Below are 18557 nucleotides of genomic sequence, written 5' to 3'. Positions count from 1 at the left end.
AATGAACAATTCAGACTTTACAATACTAATAGCAGAAGACGAGGTTGGTATTGCAAAATTTATAAAATTAGGCCTTAGTGAGGAAGGCTATCGTTGTCTTGTTGTAAAAAATGGCGAAGATGTCTTTAAAGTATTAGAACAAAATACAGTTCATATTATATTGTTGGACTGGATGATGCCAAAAGTGAAAGGTATTGATGTATGTAAGCAGTTAAGACATAAAAAAAACACCACTCCTGTTATTTTCTTAACTGCCAAAGACACAGTAGAAGATATAATTGAGGGTTTAAGGAGTGGTGCTAATGATTATATTAAGAAACCTTTTAACTTTGAAGAATTACTTGCCAGAGTAGAAACACATTTAAGGCTACATTATAAAATTGATGAAATTATAGTGCTTGGTGATATCCAAATTAATATAAGTAAACATTGCGTTAAGAAAGGTGACAAAAAAGTATTATTAACCGATAAAGAATTCAATTTTCTAACGCATTTAATTCGTCATAAGGGTGAGGTCTGTACAAGACAATCCATTATTGAAAATGTTTGGGATATCCACTTTGAATATAATACAGGTATTTTAGACGTTTATATGAATGCGATTAGAAAGAAATTAAAACTTCAAAAAAATAAATTGATCAAAACCGTAAGAGGTGTTGGTTTTATAGCAAATGATGAATAAATTATCAATTAAAAATAGAATTGCTACATACTCTGTTTTGGGTATAGCGAGTCTATCTTTAATTGTTTTTATAGCTATTTATTTCACTGTTAAAAATACTATTTTCAATGAATTTGATAAACATTTAAATTTTGAGGCTCAAAAACATTTAAACGAACTTACATATGTTAATGACAGCGTCTATTTTGTGTATAAAGACGAGTGGCTAGAGCGAGAACATGTAGAAGTTCAAACCTTTCCTTTATATGTTGAAATTGTTGATTTAAATGGTAACATAATTGATAAGTCTCCTAATCTATATAATGCCTCACTTAAGTTTGATCTATACAGGAATACTAAATTTATAGTCAATCAGCATTTAGAAAATAAAAAAGTTAGACAAATTCAATTACCTCTAATAAATCAAGAAAAAAATTATGGTTATCTAGCTATTGCAATGCCTATAGATGATTCAGAAATACTATTAGAATCTCTTTCTGACACACTATTAATAATCTTCCCAATTCTGTTGGTTATTACTTTTTTTACATCTAGAATTATTTCAAGAGTGACTATCAAACCAATCACAATAATTGCCAAAACTGTAGATGAAATCAGTTCGAACGATCTTAACAAGCGTGTTCCAGAACCAAGTACTGGAGATGAATTGGAAACTTTATCAAAAACAATCAATGATTTCTTAAACCGTATTGATGCAGCTATCAGACGTGAAAAACAATTTACTGCTGATGCTTCACATCAATTACGAACACCACTTTCTGTCATTAAAGGCAACTTAGAAGTTTTGATTCGTAAAGAGCGTCAAACTGAAGAATATGTTGAAGAAATACAACAGAATATCAATAAAATAGACAGCATGGCCAATACATTGGAAAAATTACTTGTATTGGCAAGACTTGACAACAAAGAAAAAAATATTGAAGTTGAAAAACTAGATATTTATCACTTAACAGAAGCTATCCTAACAAATTACAAACAGCAAATACTACAAAAAAATATTAGCTTAAACGTGAAAAAAGTTTCTAAAACTAAGTTTTATGTTAACAAAACCTATTTGAGTTTAATTTTAGACAATTTAATTTCTAATGCTGTAAAATATGCAAATCCAAATACAACAATTGACATTAAGTTTTTCTTAAGCAAGTTAAATTTAAAAATTTCAATCAGCAATATCGGCCCTAAAATTTCTGATAAAGAAAAAAAACTAATCTTCAACCCATTTTATCGAAATATAGAACACACAAACACAATTAAAGGTGATGGATTAGGCTTAGCAATTATCACTAAGGCAGCACATTTATTAGATATCAAACTTGATTTATCTTCAGCTAAAACTACTACTTTCAGTATCGAAATACCTTTAAGGTCGCAAACTTAAGATTTGCTTAAGAAATGTCTATTTTTATACATTAAAATTACTTATACCGTTATTTTGTAATAAACCTATAACGTTATGAAAAACATTTTTGTTATTTTAATATTCACTCTGAATATTTCAATGTATGGCCAAGATTGGAAGTTTGATTTAGAGAAGTCAAAAAAAGAGGCTCAAAAAGAACAAAAGCAAATCCTATTAGTCTTTTCAGGATCAGACTGGTGTGCACCATGCATAAAATTAGATCGCGAAATATGGCAAAGTGAAACTTTTAAGAAGCATTCAAAACAAAAGTTGATTTTATTAAAAGTTGATTTTCCTAAACGCAAGAAAAACCAATTATCAGAAATTCAACAATCAAAGAACAATGCATTAGCTGAAAAATACAATGCTAATGGATATTTTCCTTACGTTTTGTTACTCGATGCCAAAGGAAAAGTACTGAATCAACTAGGTTACAAAAATTTATCTCCAGAAGATTACATCAAAGCGATTTATGCAAAGTAGATTTTATTTAATAATTATTTTTTTTATTGGGTTTAGCTCTCTGAGTCAATCAATTTATAAACGTGATCTTGGTATTATGGGAAGTAAATTTGATATTACTGTTGTGGCAAATTCACAAACAGAAGCGAATCAATATTTTGAAATAGCTATCGCTGAAATGAAGCGCATAGAAAACCTAATATCATCTTGGAAACCAACTTCACAAACATCTGCAATTAATCGTAACGCAGGTATAAAACCAGTAAAAGTTGATGATGAACTTCTTCAACTCATTAAGCGCTCTATTGATATTTCCAAAATTACTGATGGCGCTTTTGACATTAGCTTTGCCTCTATTGATCATATATGGAAGTTCGACGGACGAGCACATAGCATGCCAGCTGAAAGTCTAATTAATGCATCTGTTAAAGTCATTGATTTTAGGCAAATTGTCTTAGATAAAGAAAAGTCAACTGTTTTTCTCAAAAAAAAGAAAATGAAAATTGGCTTTGGAGCAATTGGTAAAGGTTATGCCGCTGATAAGGCCAAACAAATTTTGATAAGAAAAGGCGTTGTTGGTGGAATTATAAATGCATCTGGCGATATGAATACTTGGGGAGAACAACCTGATGAAAAACCATGGAAAATTGCAATTACAAATCCTTTAGATAAGACAAAAAGCTACGGTTTATTTGAATTAAATAATCAAGCCGTAGTCACATCAGGAAATTACGAAAAATATATAACTATTGATGGTGAGCGTTACGCTCATATCATTGATCCTAGAACAGGAATGCCTACTAAAGGAATTTTAAGTGTTACCATTTTTGCTCCTAAAGCTGAAATGGCTGATGCGCTAGCGACATCAGTTTTTGTAATGGGATCAGATGTAGGTTTGAATATCATTAACCAAATACCACAAGTTGAAGCAATTATAGTAAGAAACGATGGCAGTTTAGCCACATCAAAAAAAATAAATATAACATCACAATGATAAAAACATTCGCAAAACTAATAGTGATTAGTATTTTCTTTACGTCCTGTGCTACGGTAAAAGAATACGAGAAAATAAATATTAACGATCCAGACATGGTTTTATCAGAGCGTAAGCTAGATAAATATAAGTCAACTTTACAATCTTACCGAGAAGCTTCAGCAGGTGCCAATGGTGGTAAAACTGGTGGAGGCTGTGGTTGTAACTAAATCAAGAAAAATGAAAAAAATATTTTATACAATTACATTTCTGCTTTTGACGTTTAATGTTATTGCCCAAGAAGCTCAAACTGAATATAAAAAACGTGTTTTAGAATCAACTGAGATTAATTTGCTATCAAGTTATTATTCTCAAGATGGTGAAAATGCCGCTGTCACTGGTGGTCGTGGCACTGAAGAATTAACGGATTTCGCCCCATCAATTAATGTTGCCATTCCACTCAATGACGATGATGTTTTAAGTATTGATGCAACGGTTTCTGCCTATACTTCAGCTTCATCTAGCAATATAAATCCATTTGATGGTCAACAACCTGCAGATGCTTTTGTGGCTTCTTCAGGTGCTTCAGAAAAAGATACTTGGTTTGGATTAACTGCTGATTATTCACATTCATCTGATGACAGAAATACGATTTTAAGAGGAAATGTTTCATTTGCCAATGAATATGATTACACTTCATTTGGTTTTGGTGGTAGCATTACTAAACTTTTCTTTGAGAAAAATACAGAGTTACAACTTAAAGCTAATGTTTTTATAGATTCATGGGATCCGCAATACCCCATTGAATTTAGAGATGATTTTAACTTGAATGATTATATTTTTGATGGTAAAACTAATTATGATAATAATTATACTGAATTTAGTTCTTTAAACAGAAGCTCTTACAGTCTAGGTTTAAGCTATTCACAAATCTTATCAAAATCTATACAAACAGCATTTTTAGCAGATTTTGTACTTCAAGACGGTTTGCTTTCAACACCACATCAACGCGTCTATTTTTCTGACATTAATGAAACTATTATTGAAAATTTCAGGTTAGGTAATGATATAGAACAATTACCTGACACACGAACAAAAATTGCAATTGGTAATCGAAGTAGTTTTTATATCAATCAAAATTTTGTTTTTAGAACTTATTATCGATTTTACACAGATGACTGGGGTGTAAATTCACACACATTTAAAGCTGAATTACCTATAAAGATTGGTATATTTGTATCCAATGTATAGATATTACACACAAAGCAAAGCTGATTATTTTGGCAAGTATAATAACATTTTATCAACACAAGAATTTTATACTTCAGATTATGATTTGGATGATTATGATGCACATCAATACGGATTAGGTTTTAAGTTTTATGATCCACTCAACAAGCTTAATATTGGTGGTTTTGGATTAAAAAGTATAGACATAGAATATAACTATTATGAACGAACTACTCAGAATTTCTCTGCTCATATCACCTCAGTTGGTTTTAGTTTTATAGCGCATTAAATAGTTTTTTTTAGAATCGAATACAAAAAACAAACAATTTAAATGAAAGTACTCATCACCGGTATTGCAGGATTTATAGGAAGCCATATGGCTGAATACCTTCACCAGAAAAATTTTGTGGTTGAAGGTGTTGATAGTTTTAATGATTATTATGATACAAAATTAAAGCGCTTTAATGCAGAGGTTTTAAATGCTCAAGACATAAAAATCATTGAAGGAAATCTCTGTGATGAAAACACCTACAAAATGCTTGATCAAGATTATCATTTTATCATTCATTTTGCTGCGCAACCCGGCATATCAGAGACAAGTTCTTTTGAAAGTTACTTGAACAATAACCTTATTGCGACCCAAAAATTAGTTGAGTTCGCCAAACTCCAAAAACAATTGGTACAGTTTATCAATATCAGCACCTCATCAGTTTACGGCAAGTTTGCTACTAAAAATGAAGAAGCAAAAGTGGAGCCGACGTCTTATTACGGCGTCACAAAGTTAGCTGCCGAACAATTGGTTTTAGCCGAAGCTAGAAAACATCATTTTAAGGCTTGTTCCTTGCGATTATACTCAGTTTATGGACCTAGAGAACGACCAGATAAACTTTATACAAAACTTATTTCTGCTGGCATTAATAATCAAAAATTCCCACTTTTTGAAGGCAGTAAATCACATAAACGTAGCTTTACATATGTAGATGATATTGTCAATGGAATTTATTTAGTCATAAAAAATTATAAAAAAACAAATTTAGAAATCATTAATATTGGTAATTTCCAACAAGAGACAACCGAAAACGGTATTCTATTTGTTGAAAAAAACTTAAAAAAACACATCTCTATAGAGACTAAATCTCCGAGAAAATCTGACCAACAAGAAACAGTCGCTGATATTAGTAAAGCAAGACAGTTGTTAGGCTATATACCAAAAACACATTTAAATGAGGGTATAAAAAAACAAATAAAATGGTATAATAATATGATTTTAAAACATGGAAAAATATAAATTAACGATTATCATCCCAGTTTTTAATGAGTCAGAAAACTTAAAGAGAGTAGAAAGGGAATTTTTAGATTATTTTAAAAGTTCTAAACTTCAAAGTAAAGCTTTGTTTATTAACGATGGCTCGACTGACGATAGCTTAAAAATTATCAAATCAATTTGTAAAGAAAATGAGCGTTTTCAATATATAAATTTTGATAGAAACTATGGATTAAGTACTGCTATTAAAGCAGGTTTTGACCATGTTAAAACAGAATTGACGGGTTATATAGACGCTGACCTTCAAACACACCCTAAAGATTTTGATTTACTCATAGAGCATATAGGTGAATATGATTTGGTAACAGGTAATCGGTCAAATAACAGAAAAGACAGTTTCGTTAAAAATATGAGTTCAAAAATTGCTAATACTATTAGACGCTGGTTTACAAATGATGGAATGGATGACACAAGCTGTCCTCTCAAAATAATTAAAACAAGTTACGCTCAAAGAATACCAATGTTTAAAGGTTTACATCGTTTTTTACCGGCAATGATTTTATTACAAAACGGATTGATTAAACAAATTGAAGTTAGACACTTTCCTAGAGTTGCTGGTAAGGCCAAATTTGGATTATTTAATAGACTTTTTGGTCCATTAATCGATTGTTTTGCCTATATGTGGATGAAAAAAAAATACATCAATTACAAAACAAAATCATAGCATGATAACTGAAACTTTAAGTTATGTGATAGGTTTTACAGCACAGATTTTGTTTTCAAGTCGAACTCTATACCAATGGCTTTCATCTGAAAAACAAAAGAAAGTTGTGGCGCCACGCTTCTTTTGGCAACTCAGTTTGTTGGCTTCATTTCTATTGTTTATTTATGGTTATCTCAGGAACGACTTTGCAATTATGCTTGGTCAGAGTTTAACTTATTTCATCTATATCCGCAATATTCAACTGGCGCAACAATGGAAAAAATTTCCTGTATTCCTCCGATGGTTTTTAGTCATATTTCCCTTTTTGATCGTGCTCTATTACTATAATAATAACACACTTGATCTCAATAAATTAATATTTAATAATGACATGTCAGATATTTTATTTGCATTAGGCATTATTAGTCAAGTTTTATTCACATCCCGTTTTATTTATCAGTGGTTGTATTCTGAAAAGAAAAGAACATCTAGTTTACCTCTTGTTTTTTGGATTATCAGCTTGTCTGGATCAATCTTAATCTTAATTTATGGTTTGCTAAGAATTGATCCTGTTCTGATTTTAGGCCATATTTTTGGAATTTTTATTTATTCAAGAAACATATATTTATTATCCTTAAAACCATGTTAACATTTATTGAAAAACATCCTACTCTAACATTAATCATATTCTGTATTTTAGCATATAGCTTTCATTTAAGTTCATTGCAAGTTTCAATTATGGAAGCTAGAAATTTTATTGTTGCCAGAGAAATGCTGACTGAAGGCAATTGGTTGTTAACGACCATGAATGATGTTCCTCGTTATGAAAAGCCTCCTTTTCCTTCCTGGTTTAGCACTCCACTTATTCAATTTGATATTAACTCCATCGTTTTAAATAGACTACCAACAAGCATAACGGCAACGCTTGGTGTTTTACTAAGTTATTATCTGTTTAAAGCATTGAGTAACAGCAAAAAACTAGCTTTAATAGCGGGGTTAGTCCTAGGCTCTTCATTTTATTATATAGCCATAAGGTTTGAAGCCCCATCAGACACCTATACACATGTAGCTATGATTGGAGGATTATTATTTATGGTGAAAACTATACAGTCTGCAAAACTTAAATTTTTGTATGCATTTCTCGTGATTTTAGGTTTTGCTATTTCAGTTTTATCAAAAGGGCCTGTAAACTTATACGCTCTTTTTCTTCCTTTTATTATAGCTTATTTGATAACGTATAAATCTACAACAAGACATATAATAATCATATTAGTCTTATTAATCTTAGGCACAGCACTAGGAGCAAGCTGGTATCTATATGTTAGATTAGAAAACACTAAAGTTTTTTTAGAAATAGCTAATAAGGAAGCCAATAACTGGTCTAGTTATAATGTAAAACCTTTTTATTACTACTGGAGTTTTTTTATACAATCTGGCATTTGGACCATTCCTGCATTTCTTAGTTTAATTTACCCTTATTTCAAGACTAAAGTAAAAAACAAAAAATTATATCTTTTCAGCTGGCTTTGGACTATTATAGGCGTGGTGCTTTTATCAATTATCCCAGAAAAAAAATCGCGTTACTTAGTGCCTGTTTTATTTCCTTTAGCATTGAATATAGCTCAAATTCTAGTTTATCAATTTAAAACTAAAAAACTTGACAAGCTTAGCAAATACATGATGAAACTTCATTATTTGATCTTGTTTTTGATTAGCATTTCTATAGTTGCTCTACCTTATTTTATTGAGTTAAAAACAACTGAATTTTGGATTTGGTATTATATACTAGTTATTTTTATGTTTGGAGTTTCAGGCTTAATTTTTTTCAACTTCAGACCTTTACAATCAAAGAGCTTATTCTTATCGAATATCTTTTTAATTGTAATTATAAGCTTTATTGGTACTTATGGTATAAAATTCATGAAAGGAAACGAAGATTTCAAAACCTTAGCTTCTTTCCAGATAAAAAACCCTTTATACTACTACGCTGAAATCCGACCTGAAGTCATTTGGGAATCTGGTACAATATCCAAACCTTTTAAGATTTCAAAAATCCCAAATGGCAAAGAACAAATTCTAGTAATCGTCAATAAGAATGCTGCTCAGGAATTTGAAGATAAAATTGAGAAAAAATATACTGTGCTATCAACAGAAAGTTTCGATAGAAATTATTTTAAAGAGCGAGAGAGAGATCAGTATGTTGTTTATACAATTCAAGGTAAGTCTGCCACAAAATAATTTTAAACTAAAGCATCATGAAAAGAACATATTCGAAAATTTATCGCATCATCCACTGGGTAATTGCCATATCATTTTCTTTTTTATTAATCACCATTTTCCTAAGGTTAACATGGATGGAAAAAGAACACGTGGCTGGAATTATAGGAAATTTTCTTAACGAAAACGGACAATCCTTACCTCAAGAGCAGTTAATTGTTTTAGCAAAGCAAATAAGAAAACCCATGTGGGATTGGCACATTTACACTGGATATGTATTAGTTGGTCTATTTGGTTTAAGATTCTTACTCCCATTATTTGATGAAATGGGCTTACAAAATCCATTAAATAAAGAATTGAACATCAAAGAAAAATTCCAAAAATGGACTTATATCTTTTTTTATATAGGTGTTGTCATTTCTTTAATTACAGGTTTATTAATTGAGTTTGGGCCGAAAGCATGGGAAAAAATAACCGAAGAAATACATAAACTTTCTATTTATTACTTAGTTGCTTATATTATCATTCATATATCGGGTGTTCTTTTAGCAGAATTCACTAATCAAAAAGGAATTATTTCAAGAATTGTAAGTGGGAAATTTATTTTTAATAAAAAGTAGCATTTTGAAAGTTTCAAATTTAGAGACTTATTAATATCCATAATGAACAAAGTCTTCAAGTTTTGAGAAGGCTTTGTTCATTATAATAAAATTATTATCTTTATATAAGAATAGTCTCTTTTCTGTCTGGACCTACGGAAACAAGCTTGATAGGTGTTTTCAATTCTTTCTCGATAAATTCTACATAAGTTTTTAAGTTTTTAGGTAAAGCATCATAATCTTTGACTTTCGTGATGTCTTCACTCCAACCTTCAAATTCTTTATAAATAGGTTTAACGTTTTCTGATTCAATATTAAAAGGAAGATGTGCTATCTTTTCTCCTTTATATTCATAACCCACACAGACTTTTAAAGTGTCAAAACCGCTTAAAACATCAGCTTTCATCATCATTAACTCTGTAACTCCGTTAATTTGTGTTGTGTATTTTAAAGCGACTAAATCTAGCCATCCACAACGTCTTGAGCGACCTGTAGTTGCTCCAAACTCATGTCCTACTTTTGCCATTCTTTCACCATCAGCATCAAAAAGTTCTGTTGGAAAAGGACCACTGCCTACTCTTGTCGTATAAGCTTTAAAGATCCCGAAAACATCTTTAATTTTTGTAGGAGCAATTCCTAAACCTGTGCATGCGCCTGCTGCTGTTGTGTTAGAAGATGTTACAAAAGGATAAGTTCCAAAATCAATATCTAATAATGAACCTTGTGCACCTTCAGCCAATATTGTTTTTCCTTCGGCTTGAAATCTATGTATATACTCTTCAGAATCAATAAATGTCAATTCTTTGATTTTTTCAATTGCCTTAAAAAACTCATATTCAAGTTCTTTTAAATCATATTGAACATCGACATTATAAAACTCAATCATTTTTTGGTGTTTATTGGCTAATTGTCGGTATTTTTCTTTCCAATCATCCATCTCAAGATCACCAATTCTCAAGCCATTACGGCCAGTTTTATCCATATAAGTAGGTCCGATACCTTTGAGTGTCGAGCCTATTTTTGCTTTTCCTTTAGCAGTTTCTGATGCTGCATCAAGCAAGCGATGTGTTGGTAATATCAGGTGTGCTTTGCGAGAAATTAATAATGATTTTTTGTAATCAATTTTAAATTTCTCAAGACCATCAAGTTCTTTTTGAAAAATAACAGGGTCGATAACAACACCGTTACCTACAATATTGATTGCATCTTTATGAAAAATGCCTGAAGGTATAGTGTGTAAAACGTGTTTGATGCCATCAAATTCAAGTGTGTGTCCTGCATTTGGCCCGCCTTGAAATCTTGCAATACTGTCGTAGTTTTTTGTGAGGTAATCTACAACTTTACCTTTTCCTTCGTCTCCCCATTGAAGACCTAGAAGTAAATCTACTGCCATATTTAGTCAGTCTTATCGTTATTTTTAGTGCCGTAAAAGTATAATGAGTGTTTGTCAATTGTAATGTCAAACACTTCTTCTATTGTTTTTTTGATCGATTCAATACGCGGATCACAAAACTCAATCACCTCTCCTGTGTCTGTCATAATCACATGATCGTGTTGTTTATCAAAATATGATTTTTCGTATTGTGCTTGTGTTTTACCAAATTGATGCTTTCGTACCAAACCACAATCAAGTAATAAATCTATCGTGTTGTAAAGCGTTGCTCGACTGACGCGATAGTTTTTGTTTTTCATAGTGATATACAATGATTCAATATCAAAATGCTCTTGATTGTCGTAAATTTCCTGAAGTATAGCATAACGTTCAGGTGTTTTACGATGACCATTATCTTCTAAAAACTTCGTAAAAACATTTTTGACGACAGCTTGATCGTTATTAATATTTTTTTTTGTAGCCATGTTGCAAATTTAAGTTTTTTATTCTCTAAAAGCCTTATCAATTCCTTCTATTTTTTTAAGGCGATTTAAGATCTTATTAACTTCAGCATTATTTTTCACCTTAACAACTATTTTACCTTCAAAAACACCATCATTACTTTTAAAACTGATGCTTTGCATATTAATCGTCATGTTTTTAGAGATTTCTGCTGTAATCTCACTCAATAAGCCCAAGCCATCAATACCAGTTAATTTAATATTGGCTGTAAATTCTTCTTGCGAAGAATCTATCCATCTTGCTTTTAGTATTCTGTAAGCATAGTTACTTTGAAGCTGTATTGCATTAGGACAATTTTTTTTGTGAATTTTTATTTCTCCTGAAGCAGTTGTAAACGCGAAAACACTATCACCAGGAATGGGATGACAGCAATTAGCTAAAGTATAATCTAGTTTTTGTTCATCATCTCCAATAACCAACTGATCATACTTCTCAGTGATTTCATCCGAAGTATCTTTCACTTGAGTTTTACTTGGACGTCGCATTTTATTTTTAAAGAATGAAACAAAAGCATTGCTTTTCGATGACGCATAATCTTTAATAGCAACATTATCAATCGTTCCAATTCCTACGCGATAAAAGAGATCTTGACTGGTTTTTAATTTAAAAAAGTTAACCATCTCATTGACATTCTTTTCATTAAGGTCAATCTTTTGAGATTTTAATTTTCTTTTTAAAATTTCTTTTCCATCTTCAGCAACTTGTTTTTTAGTTGCATTTAAAGCTGATTTAATTTTAGACCTCGCTTTGGCAGTATTTGTAAAGTCAAGCCAGTTTTTGTTGGGCTTAGCATTTGAAGATGTGATTATTTCAACTTGGTTCCCAGATTTTAACACCTTACTTAACGGAACAATTTTACCATTGACCTTAGCTCCACGCGTTTGCATACCAACATCTGTGTGAATTGTAAAGGCAAAATCTAACGCAGTTGCTCCTTTCGGTAAAGATTTTAAATCACCTTGAGGTGTAAAAACAAATATTTCTTTAGCATAAAGATTCAGTTTAAATTGCTCAACAAAATCAACCGCATTGAGCTCGTTATTTTCTAAGGCATCTTGTAATCTATTTAGCCATATATCAAGACCTTGCTCTTCCACGTCTTGATCTCCATGCTTGTATTTATAATGTGCTGCGTAACCTTTCTCGGCAATTTCATTCATGCGAGCGCTTCTTATTTGTACTTCAACCCAGCGACCTTCAGGTTCCATAACGGTAATATGCAAAGCTTCATATCCTGTAGATTTTGGAGCTGAAATCCAGTCACGTAAGCGCGTCGGATTAGGTCGATAAAAATCAGTGACGATTGAATAGATTTTCCAAGCCAAAAACTTTTCATCATCAGGCGTAGATTCATAAATAATACGAATCGCAAACTTGTCATAAACTTCATCAAAACTGATGTTTTGAGCTTTAATTTTTTTACGAATTGAAAAAATTGATTTATGTCTTCCTTTTATTTCACACGCAATACTTTCCTTATCTAAAGCTTGTTTGATTTGTCCAGAAAAGCTTTGAATGTAAGACTCTATATCTTCTTTGCTGTCTTTTATTTTACTCAAAATATCATTATAAACCTCTGGTTCAGTATATTTTAAACTCAGATCTTCAAGCTCTGTTTTGATATTATAAAGTCCGATTCGATGTGCTAGAGGTGCATATATATAAAGCGTTTCAGAAGCTATTTTGACCTGTTTGTCAGGACGCATCGCATCCATTGTTTGCATATTGTGAAGACGATCGGCTATCTTAATGATAATAACACGAATATCATCATTCAAGGTCAGCAGCATCTTTCTGAAGTTTTCTGCTTGAAGTGAAATATCACCATCGCTTTTTAATGTTGAAATTTTAGTTAAACCATCAACAATGCGCGCGACCGTTTCGCCAAACATTTGTTCGATATCGGAAAGTGTGTATTCAGTATCTTCAACAACATCATGCAATAAAGCTGCGGTAATTGAAGTGGCATCTAAGCCTATTTCCGAAGCTACAATTTTGGCAACAGCAATAGGATGAAAAATATAAGCCTCACCAGATTTTCGTCTTTGCTCTTTATGTGCTTCAACGGCAGTTTCAAAAGCTTTTCTGATCATCACTTTATCTTCATCCGTTAGGCTTCTGTAGCTAATTCGCAGCAGTTCTTTATATTCTTGTGCGATTGCTTTTTTTTCCTGTTCTAAATACTCCTCGGTTAATTCCATATATCAATATCTCTAGCTGCCGTTAAATTTAAACATTCTGTCGTAAATTCCTAAACCTTTGAAGTAAACTTGGATGCGAATAATTTAAAAACACATTTAAAGAATGGGGTGTCAAATTAGATAAACTGTCGCGTGATAATTTTTTTAAAGCATTCATTAAATAAGTTCCTGAAAAAGTTTCCTTAGCAAAATTATCAGCTTGATATTCAAATTTACGAGAAATAATATTTGTCAAAATTCCTAAAATAGTATTGACAGGTGCGTAAATAAAGCTAAAAGCGATCAAACCTATGTGAAAATTAGGTTCTTCAACACCTAATGCTTGACTGATTATAGGTGAAATGATAAAAAAAGACAGAATATAGAAAGTCAAGCCTGTTGTAATCAATGCCATCATTAAATTAAAAATGATGTGCTTTTTCTTGTAATGGCCGACTTCATGAGCTAACACGGCGACAACCTCGTCAGGTGTCAATTTTTCAATTAACGTATCGTAAAGCGTCACTTGTTTTTGAGAACCAAAACCTGAAAAATAAGCATTGGCCTTTGAGCTTCTTTTAGAACCATCAATGACATTAATTTTGTCGAGATTAAAATCTTCTTTTTCAGCATATACTTCAATTTTATGCCTTAAATCACCTTCTTCTAATGGTTTTAATTTATTGAAGATAGGAACGATCAATTTTGAATAAAACAAGTTCATAAATACAATGATAATCGCCGTAAAAAGCCAAGCCAACCACCAGAAGTTATCTGCTAATAAGAGATAAAACCAGTTGATGAGTGCCAGAACCAAACCTCCTACAATAATTGTTAAAGCAATACTTTTAAGCTGGTCAAGCCAAAAAACCTTTTTTGTGCTTCGGTTAAAACCAAATTTTTCCTCAATGACAAATGTTTGATAGTAACTAAAAGGTAAATTAATGATGAAAGACGCACCGAAAAGAACACCAAAAAAAACTAAACTGATTAAAATCGGATGATCAAACTGTGATGACGAAAAATGATGAAGCCACTCAAAACCGTTTAAAAAAATAAAACTCAAAATTAGCAACAGACTAAAACCTGAATTGATTAAACCAAAATAAAGCTGTTGACGTTTGTAAGCTTGTGATTTTTCATATTCTTTATCATCATAAACATCAGACAAAATCTCTGGTACAGGATCATTAAAATGTTTTGCATTAAGCAAGGAAACATATAAATCAAAGAGAAAGTCGGCTAAAATAAGACCGACAATTAGATAAAAAATAAAATCTGAAGTCATCATCATCTTTAGTTTCAGCAAAAGTAAAATTAAATAATGAAGTGACTTCAAAAGCTAGATTTAAACAAGCTTAAAAAAATGAAACCAACATTAAGCCGTAAAAGTATTGTGATATTCAATTAATGATATTAAATTTGCCTTGATGTGCATTTGTAATAAAGTTGATGGGAAAATTAGTTCAAATAGTTGAAAAGCTTGAATTAGCAACAAAAAAGCTAGTTTTAAAACAACAAGATTTACAAAAAGAAAATCAAGGTTTAGAAAAAAAAATCATCAATAAAGATGATCAAATCAATTCTTTAAACCAAAAAATTGAAAAGCTTCAACTTGAGAATAAAAATCTCAAAACGGCGAATGCACTGTTAGGCAGTAAAGACTATAAGAGAGAAACAAAACTCAAAATAAATCGTTTAATTAAAGAAATTGACGAGTGTGTCGTACAACTCGCAGATTAATTTAAATTTGTTTAATGGCAACAGAAAAGCTCAAAATTAAAATCTCAATTGCAGATCGAGTCTATCCGTTGTCCATAAGGCCAGAACAAGAAGAAGGCTTACGAAAAGCTGCAAAAAAAATTGAAGAAACTATAAAAAGTTTTGAGCAAAATTATGCAGTGCGAGATAAACAAGATGTATTGGCAATGAGTGCACTCCAATTTGCTGCAGAAACTGAACAAAGTAAAATCAGTGGTTCGCAGGATATAGAAAAAGCAAGTTTTAAACTTGAGGAGTTAGAAAGATTAGTCAATAAACAATTGAAGTAAAATATAAACGTTCTTTACATATTAAGATAATACAATACTGCCTGTATTAGTCGTTAGATTTTGATAAACTCAACACTTATTCATTAAGAAGGGTGTAGTTTTAGTTGTAAAAGCAAGCCGCCACTTTTTGTGAAGCGGATCCTTGATCAGTTAAGCAGCCCTAAACCTGTTATAAACGGAGTTTTATACAAAAAACAACTAGTGCAGGCTTTTTTATTTATATAAACAAACATATGGAAACAATAACAATCATTGTCGCAGTCGCAGCAATCCTTATCGGACTTGCCGTCGGCTATATCGTTGCTAAGAATTTAGAAAAGAAAAGCTCTGATGGCATTTTAAACACAGCTAAAAAAGAAGCTGACAGCATCATCAAAGAGGCGAAGAAAGAAGGCGAAAGCATCAAAAAAGATAAAATCCTTCAAGCCAAAGAGAAGTTCATTGAGCTTAAAACTGAGCACGAAAAAACAATCATGTCTCGTGACAAGAAGATTGCAGATGCTGAGAAAAGAACTAAAGATAAAGAAGCACAAATTTCTAGTGAACTTTCTAAAAACAAGAAATTAAACGGCAAGCTCGAATCAAAGGTGAAAGATTACGATCATCGCAACGAATATCTTGAAAAAAGACAAGAAGAAATCGACAAAATCTTAAACCAAAAAATTGAAAGACTTGAACAGCTAAGTGGCATGAGCGAAGAGGAAGCCAAAGAGCAGTTGATGGAAACGCTAAAGGAAAGTGCGAAATCAGAAGCGATGTCATTAGTGCAAGACACTGTTGAGGAAGCTAAATTAACAGCTCAACAAGAAGCACGTAAAATTATCATCAACACCATTCAGCGTGTTGGAACTGAAGAAGCGATAGATAATTGCGTTTCAGTATTTAACCTTGAAAGTGATGATGTAAAAGGTCGAATTATCGGTCGCGAAGGTCGAAATATTCGTGCAATTGAATCTGCTACTGGAGTAGAAATTATTGTTGATGATACGCCAGAAGCGATTATCTTATCATGCTTTGACTCTGTCAGAAGAGAAATCGCTCGTTTATCACTTCACAGACTTGTCACTGATGGTCGAATTCACCCAGCAAGAATTGAAGAAGTTGTTAAGAAAACGAAGAAACAAATCGACGAAGAAATCACTGATATTGGTAAACGTACCATCATTGATTTAGGTATTCATGGTTTACATCCTGAACTTGTCAGAATGGTTGGGCGTATGAAATACAGATCTTCTTACGGTCAAAATTTATTACAACACTCTAGAGAAGTTGCTAAGCTTTGTGGTATTATGGCTTCTGAGTTAGGCTTAAACCCTAAACTTGCAAAGCGCGCAGGACTTTTACATGATATTGGAAAAGTGCCAGATACTGAAACAGAATTACCACACGCATTGCTAGGAATGCAATGGGCAGAAAAGTTCAATGAAAAAGAAGAGGTCTGTAATGCCATTGGTGCTCACCACGACGAAATTGAAATGACTTCATTACTCTCTCCTATCGTTCAAGTCTGTGATGCAATTAGCGGTGCAAGACCAGGTGCGAGACGCCAAGTCTTAGATTCTTACGTTAAAAGGTTAAAAGATCTTGAAGATATTGCTTTCGGTTTTGGTGGTGTTAAAAAGGCTTATGCAATTCAGGCAGGACGTGAACTTCGTGTTATTGTCGAAAGCGAAAAAGTAAATGATGACAAAGCGAGTAGTTTATCATTTGAAATTTCTCAGAAAATCCAAACAGATATGACTTATCCTGGACAAGTAAAAGTCACTGTTATCAGAGAAACACGTGCTATAAACGTTGCAAAGTAAAGTGTTAACAAAAAGTTAAACCTGTTAAAATAACTTATATAGCAATTATATTTGTTAACATAATCATAAATTTTTTAACATGAAAAAATTATTACTTTTAGGTGCTTTCTTAATTGTCAGCACATCTTCGTTATTCGCTCAAGAATTCAACCTCGGTGCTAGTGCAGCCTTACCTCTAGGTGATGCTGGTGACCTTACGACATTTGGCTTGAACATTGAAGCAAACTATTTAACAGATGTATCAGAACAATTTGACGTTGGTGCTACGGTTGGCTATCATCATTATTTTGGAGATAGTATGGATATCCCTGGATTTGGATCTATAGATATCGATGACTTTAGTTTTATCCCAGTTGCTGCATCTGCTCGTTTTAATGCTTCAGAAGCATTTACAATTGGAGCTGATTTAGGTTATGGTATTGGTATAAGTCCTGATGGAAATGATGGTGGATTTTACTATGCACCAAAAGTTCAATACGGTATCTCTGAAACAATTGATATTGTTTTAGCTTATAAAGGAGTAAGCTTAGACGGTGGTTCTTTTGACTCAATTACTTTAGGAGTTGAATTTGGACTTTAAGAAAATATCTTTTTAAAACAAAAAAGGCAAGATTTTAAAAAATCTTGCCTTTTTTTATTTCTCAACTGAAGTTGATTTAGAAAGTCTCTCTTCCTGAAAAATGAAAAGCAGCTTCTATTTCTGCATTTTCATCGCTATCACTTCCGTGTACAGCGTTTTCACCAACTGATGCAGCATATTTTTTTCTGATTGTTCCTTCAGCAGCATCCTCTGGATTAGTCGCACCAATAAGAGCTCTAAAGTCTTCAACAGCATTTTCTTTTTCTAAGGTAGCAGCCACAATTGGTCCTCTTGTCATAAACTCAACAAGCTCTCCAAAAAATGGTCTTTCTTTGTGAATTGCGTAAAACTCCTCAGCATCAGCTTTAGTCATCTGCGTTAATTTCATTGCAGATATTTTAAATCCTGAAGATGTAATTTGATTTAAGATAGCACCGATGTGTCCATTTTCAACAGCATCTGGCTTTAACATTGTGAATGTTTTATGTCCTGACATAATTGTTATATTTTCTGCAAAT

At 32.1% G+C, this 18557-nt stretch carries 19 protein-coding genes, 1 other RNA gene and 1 pseudogene; 16 read left to right on the top strand and 5 right to left on the bottom strand.

What is annotated here, in order from left to right; translation table 11 throughout:
* Position 1 precedes the first annotated feature (1 nt).
* From CAP47_RS03610 to CAP47_RS03560, 11 genes and pseudogenes are all read left to right on the top strand, one after another.
* The gene (locus CAP47_RS03610; RefSeq protein ID WP_100775412.1) at positions 2-682 is read left to right on the top strand and encodes a response regulator transcription factor; all 681 of its coding nucleotides are present in this window, start codon (positions 2-4) and stop codon (positions 680-682) included.
* On the top strand, positions 675-2060 hold the full coding sequence (locus tag CAP47_RS03605) for a sensor histidine kinase (RefSeq protein ID WP_100775517.1): 1386 nt from the start codon (positions 675-677) through the stop codon (positions 2058-2060). Before CAP47_RS03610 ends, CAP47_RS03605 begins: the two co-directional genes overlap by 8 nt.
* Positions 2061-2135: 75 nt before the next feature.
* Entirely contained in the window at positions 2136-2564 is a 429-nt protein-coding gene (locus tag CAP47_RS03600) for a thioredoxin family protein (RefSeq protein ID WP_100775411.1), read from the top strand.
* Complete coding sequence (locus CAP47_RS03595) at positions 2554-3537, top strand: FAD:protein FMN transferase (RefSeq protein ID WP_100775410.1); 984 nt, start codon at positions 2554-2556, stop codon at positions 3535-3537. The genes CAP47_RS03600 and CAP47_RS03595 overlap by 11 nt, the downstream gene beginning before the upstream one ends.
* On the top strand, positions 3534-3746 hold the full coding sequence (locus tag CAP47_RS03590) for a DUF4266 domain-containing protein (protein ID WP_100775409.1): 213 nt from the start codon (positions 3534-3536) through the stop codon (positions 3744-3746). Before CAP47_RS03595 ends, CAP47_RS03590 begins: the two co-directional genes overlap by 4 nt.
* Positions 3747-3756: 10 nt before the next feature.
* Positions 3757-5035: pseudogene (locus tag CAP47_RS03585) on the top strand (DUF3570 domain-containing protein).
* Positions 5036-5077: 42 nt separating this feature from the next.
* Positions 5078-6034 (top strand): NAD-dependent epimerase/dehydratase family protein, encoded by a 957-nt coding sequence (locus CAP47_RS03580; RefSeq protein ID WP_093240509.1) that lies wholly within the window; start codon positions 5078-5080, stop codon positions 6032-6034.
* Positions 6021-6734, top strand: coding sequence for a glycosyltransferase family 2 protein (locus CAP47_RS03575; RefSeq protein WP_093240514.1), 714 nt, complete (start codon positions 6021-6023; stop codon positions 6732-6734). The genes CAP47_RS03580 and CAP47_RS03575 overlap by 14 nt, the downstream gene beginning before the upstream one ends.
* 1 nt (position 6735) lies before the next feature.
* Positions 6736-7362 carry a lipid-A-disaccharide synthase N-terminal domain-containing protein gene (locus CAP47_RS03570; protein ID WP_394330494.1) on the top strand — a complete coding sequence of 209 codons (627 nt, stop codon included), beginning with the start codon at positions 6736-6738 and terminating at the stop codon, positions 7360-7362.
* An 89-nt stretch (positions 7363-7451) separates the two neighbouring features.
* Positions 7452-8951 carry an ArnT family glycosyltransferase gene (locus CAP47_RS03565; protein WP_238140943.1) on the top strand — a complete coding sequence of 500 codons (1500 nt, stop codon included), beginning with the start codon at positions 7452-7454 and terminating at the stop codon, positions 8949-8951.
* Positions 8952-8968: 17 nt separating this feature from the next.
* Entirely contained in the window at positions 8969-9550 is a 582-nt protein-coding gene (locus CAP47_RS03560; RefSeq protein WP_093240523.1) for a cytochrome b/b6 domain-containing protein, read from the top strand.
* A 100-nt stretch (positions 9551-9650) separates the two neighbouring features.
* Here CAP47_RS03560 and CAP47_RS03555 read toward each other — a convergent pair whose 3' ends face one another.
* The 4 genes from CAP47_RS03555 to CAP47_RS03540 are packed head-to-tail and all read right to left on the bottom strand — an operon-like array spanning position 9651 to position 14894.
* On the bottom strand, positions 9651-10922 hold the full coding sequence (locus CAP47_RS03555) for an adenylosuccinate synthase (RefSeq protein WP_100775407.1): 1272 nt from the start codon (positions 10920-10922) through the stop codon (positions 9651-9653).
* A 2-nt stretch (positions 10923-10924) separates the two neighbouring features.
* Positions 10925-11386, bottom strand: a complete 462-nt coding sequence (locus CAP47_RS03550) for a Fur family transcriptional regulator (protein WP_093240531.1) — start codon at positions 11384-11386, stop codon at positions 10925-10927.
* An 18-nt stretch (positions 11387-11404) separates the two neighbouring features.
* Positions 11405-13624: a RelA/SpoT family protein gene (locus CAP47_RS03545; RefSeq protein ID WP_100775406.1), complete on the bottom strand. Its 2220-nt coding sequence runs from the start codon at positions 13622-13624 to the stop codon at positions 11405-11407.
* 28 nt (positions 13625-13652) lie between these two features.
* Entirely contained in the window at positions 13653-14894 is a 1242-nt protein-coding gene (locus CAP47_RS03540) for a M48 family metallopeptidase (RefSeq protein WP_317042679.1), read from the bottom strand.
* 161 nt (positions 14895-15055) lie between these two features.
* Here CAP47_RS03540 and CAP47_RS03535 point away from each other — a divergent pair, with 161 nt between their 5' ends.
* From CAP47_RS03535 to CAP47_RS03515, 5 genes are all read left to right on the top strand, one after another.
* Entirely contained in the window at positions 15056-15346 is a 291-nt protein-coding gene (locus CAP47_RS03535) for a hypothetical protein (protein WP_093240540.1), read from the top strand.
* A 14-nt stretch (positions 15347-15360) separates the two neighbouring features.
* A complete protein-coding gene (locus CAP47_RS03530; protein WP_093240543.1) occupies positions 15361-15654 on the top strand; it encodes a cell division protein ZapA in 294 nt (97 codons plus the stop codon).
* Between the two features lie 67 nt (positions 15655-15721).
* A non-coding RNA gene (gene ssrS, locus CAP47_RS03525) (6S RNA) lies at positions 15722-15838 on the top strand.
* A 49-nt stretch (positions 15839-15887) separates the two neighbouring features.
* Entirely contained in the window at positions 15888-17459 is a 1572-nt protein-coding gene (rny, locus tag CAP47_RS03520; protein WP_100775405.1) for a ribonuclease Y, read from the top strand.
* Between the two features lie 79 nt (positions 17460-17538).
* Positions 17539-18039: an outer membrane beta-barrel protein gene (locus tag CAP47_RS03515; RefSeq protein WP_100775404.1), complete on the top strand. Its 501-nt coding sequence runs from the start codon at positions 17539-17541 to the stop codon at positions 18037-18039.
* A gap of 76 nt (positions 18040-18115) precedes the next feature.
* Here CAP47_RS03515 and CAP47_RS03510 read toward each other — a convergent pair whose 3' ends face one another.
* Complete coding sequence (locus CAP47_RS03510; RefSeq protein ID WP_100775403.1) at positions 18116-18535, bottom strand: nucleoside-diphosphate kinase; 420 nt, start codon at positions 18533-18535, stop codon at positions 18116-18118.
* Between the last annotated feature and the right edge of the window lie 22 nt (positions 18536-18557).

Source organism: Psychroflexus sp. S27 (assembly GCF_002810405.1).
GTDB lineage: Bacteria > Bacteroidota > Bacteroidia > Flavobacteriales > Flavobacteriaceae > Psychroflexus > Psychroflexus halocasei_A.
The sequence above is the reverse complement of the archived record's forward strand: the minus strand, read 5'-3'. Positions and strand labels throughout refer to the sequence as shown.

Excerpts from the sequence above, each read along its gene's own strand:
- CAP47_RS03610 (WP_100775412.1), top strand. The coding sequence starts at position 2 with ATGAACAATTCAGACTTTACAATACTAATAGCAGAAGACGAGGTTGGT.
- CAP47_RS03605 (WP_100775517.1), top strand. The coding sequence starts at position 675 with ATGAATAAATTATCAATTAAAAATAGAATTGCTACATACTCTGTTTTG.
- CAP47_RS03600 (WP_100775411.1), top strand. The coding sequence starts at position 2,136 with ATGAAAAACATTTTTGTTATTTTAATATTCACTCTGAATATTTCAATG.
- CAP47_RS03595 (WP_100775410.1), top strand. The coding sequence starts at position 2,554 with ATGCAAAGTAGATTTTATTTAATAATTATTTTTTTTATTGGGTTTAGC.
- CAP47_RS03590 (WP_100775409.1), top strand. The coding sequence starts at position 3,534 with ATGATAAAAACATTCGCAAAACTAATAGTGATTAGTATTTTCTTTACG.
- CAP47_RS03580 (WP_093240509.1), top strand. The coding sequence starts at position 5,078 with ATGAAAGTACTCATCACCGGTATTGCAGGATTTATAGGAAGCCATATG.
- CAP47_RS03575 (WP_093240514.1), top strand. The coding sequence starts at position 6,021 with ATGGAAAAATATAAATTAACGATTATCATCCCAGTTTTTAATGAGTCA.
- CAP47_RS03570 (WP_394330494.1), top strand. The coding sequence starts at position 6,736 with ATGATAACTGAAACTTTAAGTTATGTGATAGGTTTTACAGCACAGATT.
- CAP47_RS03565 (WP_238140943.1), top strand. The coding sequence starts at position 7,452 with ATGGAAGCTAGAAATTTTATTGTTGCCAGAGAAATGCTGACTGAAGGC.
- CAP47_RS03560 (WP_093240523.1), top strand. The coding sequence starts at position 8,969 with ATGAAAAGAACATATTCGAAAATTTATCGCATCATCCACTGGGTAATT.
- CAP47_RS03555 (WP_100775407.1), bottom strand. The coding sequence starts at position 10,922 with ATGGCAGTAGATTTACTTCTAGGTCTTCAATGGGGAGACGAAGGAAAA.
- CAP47_RS03550 (WP_093240531.1), bottom strand. The coding sequence starts at position 11,386 with ATGGCTACAAAAAAAAATATTAATAACGATCAAGCTGTCGTCAAAAAT.
- CAP47_RS03545 (WP_100775406.1), bottom strand. The coding sequence starts at position 13,624 with ATGGAATTAACCGAGGAGTATTTAGAACAGGAAAAAAAAGCAATCGCA.
- CAP47_RS03540 (WP_317042679.1), bottom strand. The coding sequence starts at position 14,894 with ATGATGACTTCAGATTTTATTTTTTATCTAATTGTCGGTCTTATTTTA.
- CAP47_RS03535 (WP_093240540.1), top strand. The coding sequence starts at position 15,056 with ATGGGAAAATTAGTTCAAATAGTTGAAAAGCTTGAATTAGCAACAAAA.
- CAP47_RS03530 (WP_093240543.1), top strand. The coding sequence starts at position 15,361 with ATGGCAACAGAAAAGCTCAAAATTAAAATCTCAATTGCAGATCGAGTC.
- rny (WP_100775405.1), top strand. The coding sequence starts at position 15,888 with ATGGAAACAATAACAATCATTGTCGCAGTCGCAGCAATCCTTATCGGA.
- CAP47_RS03515 (WP_100775404.1), top strand. The coding sequence starts at position 17,539 with ATGAAAAAATTATTACTTTTAGGTGCTTTCTTAATTGTCAGCACATCT.
- CAP47_RS03510 (WP_100775403.1), bottom strand. The coding sequence starts at position 18,535 with ATGTCAGGACATAAAACATTCACAATGTTAAAGCCAGATGCTGTTGAA.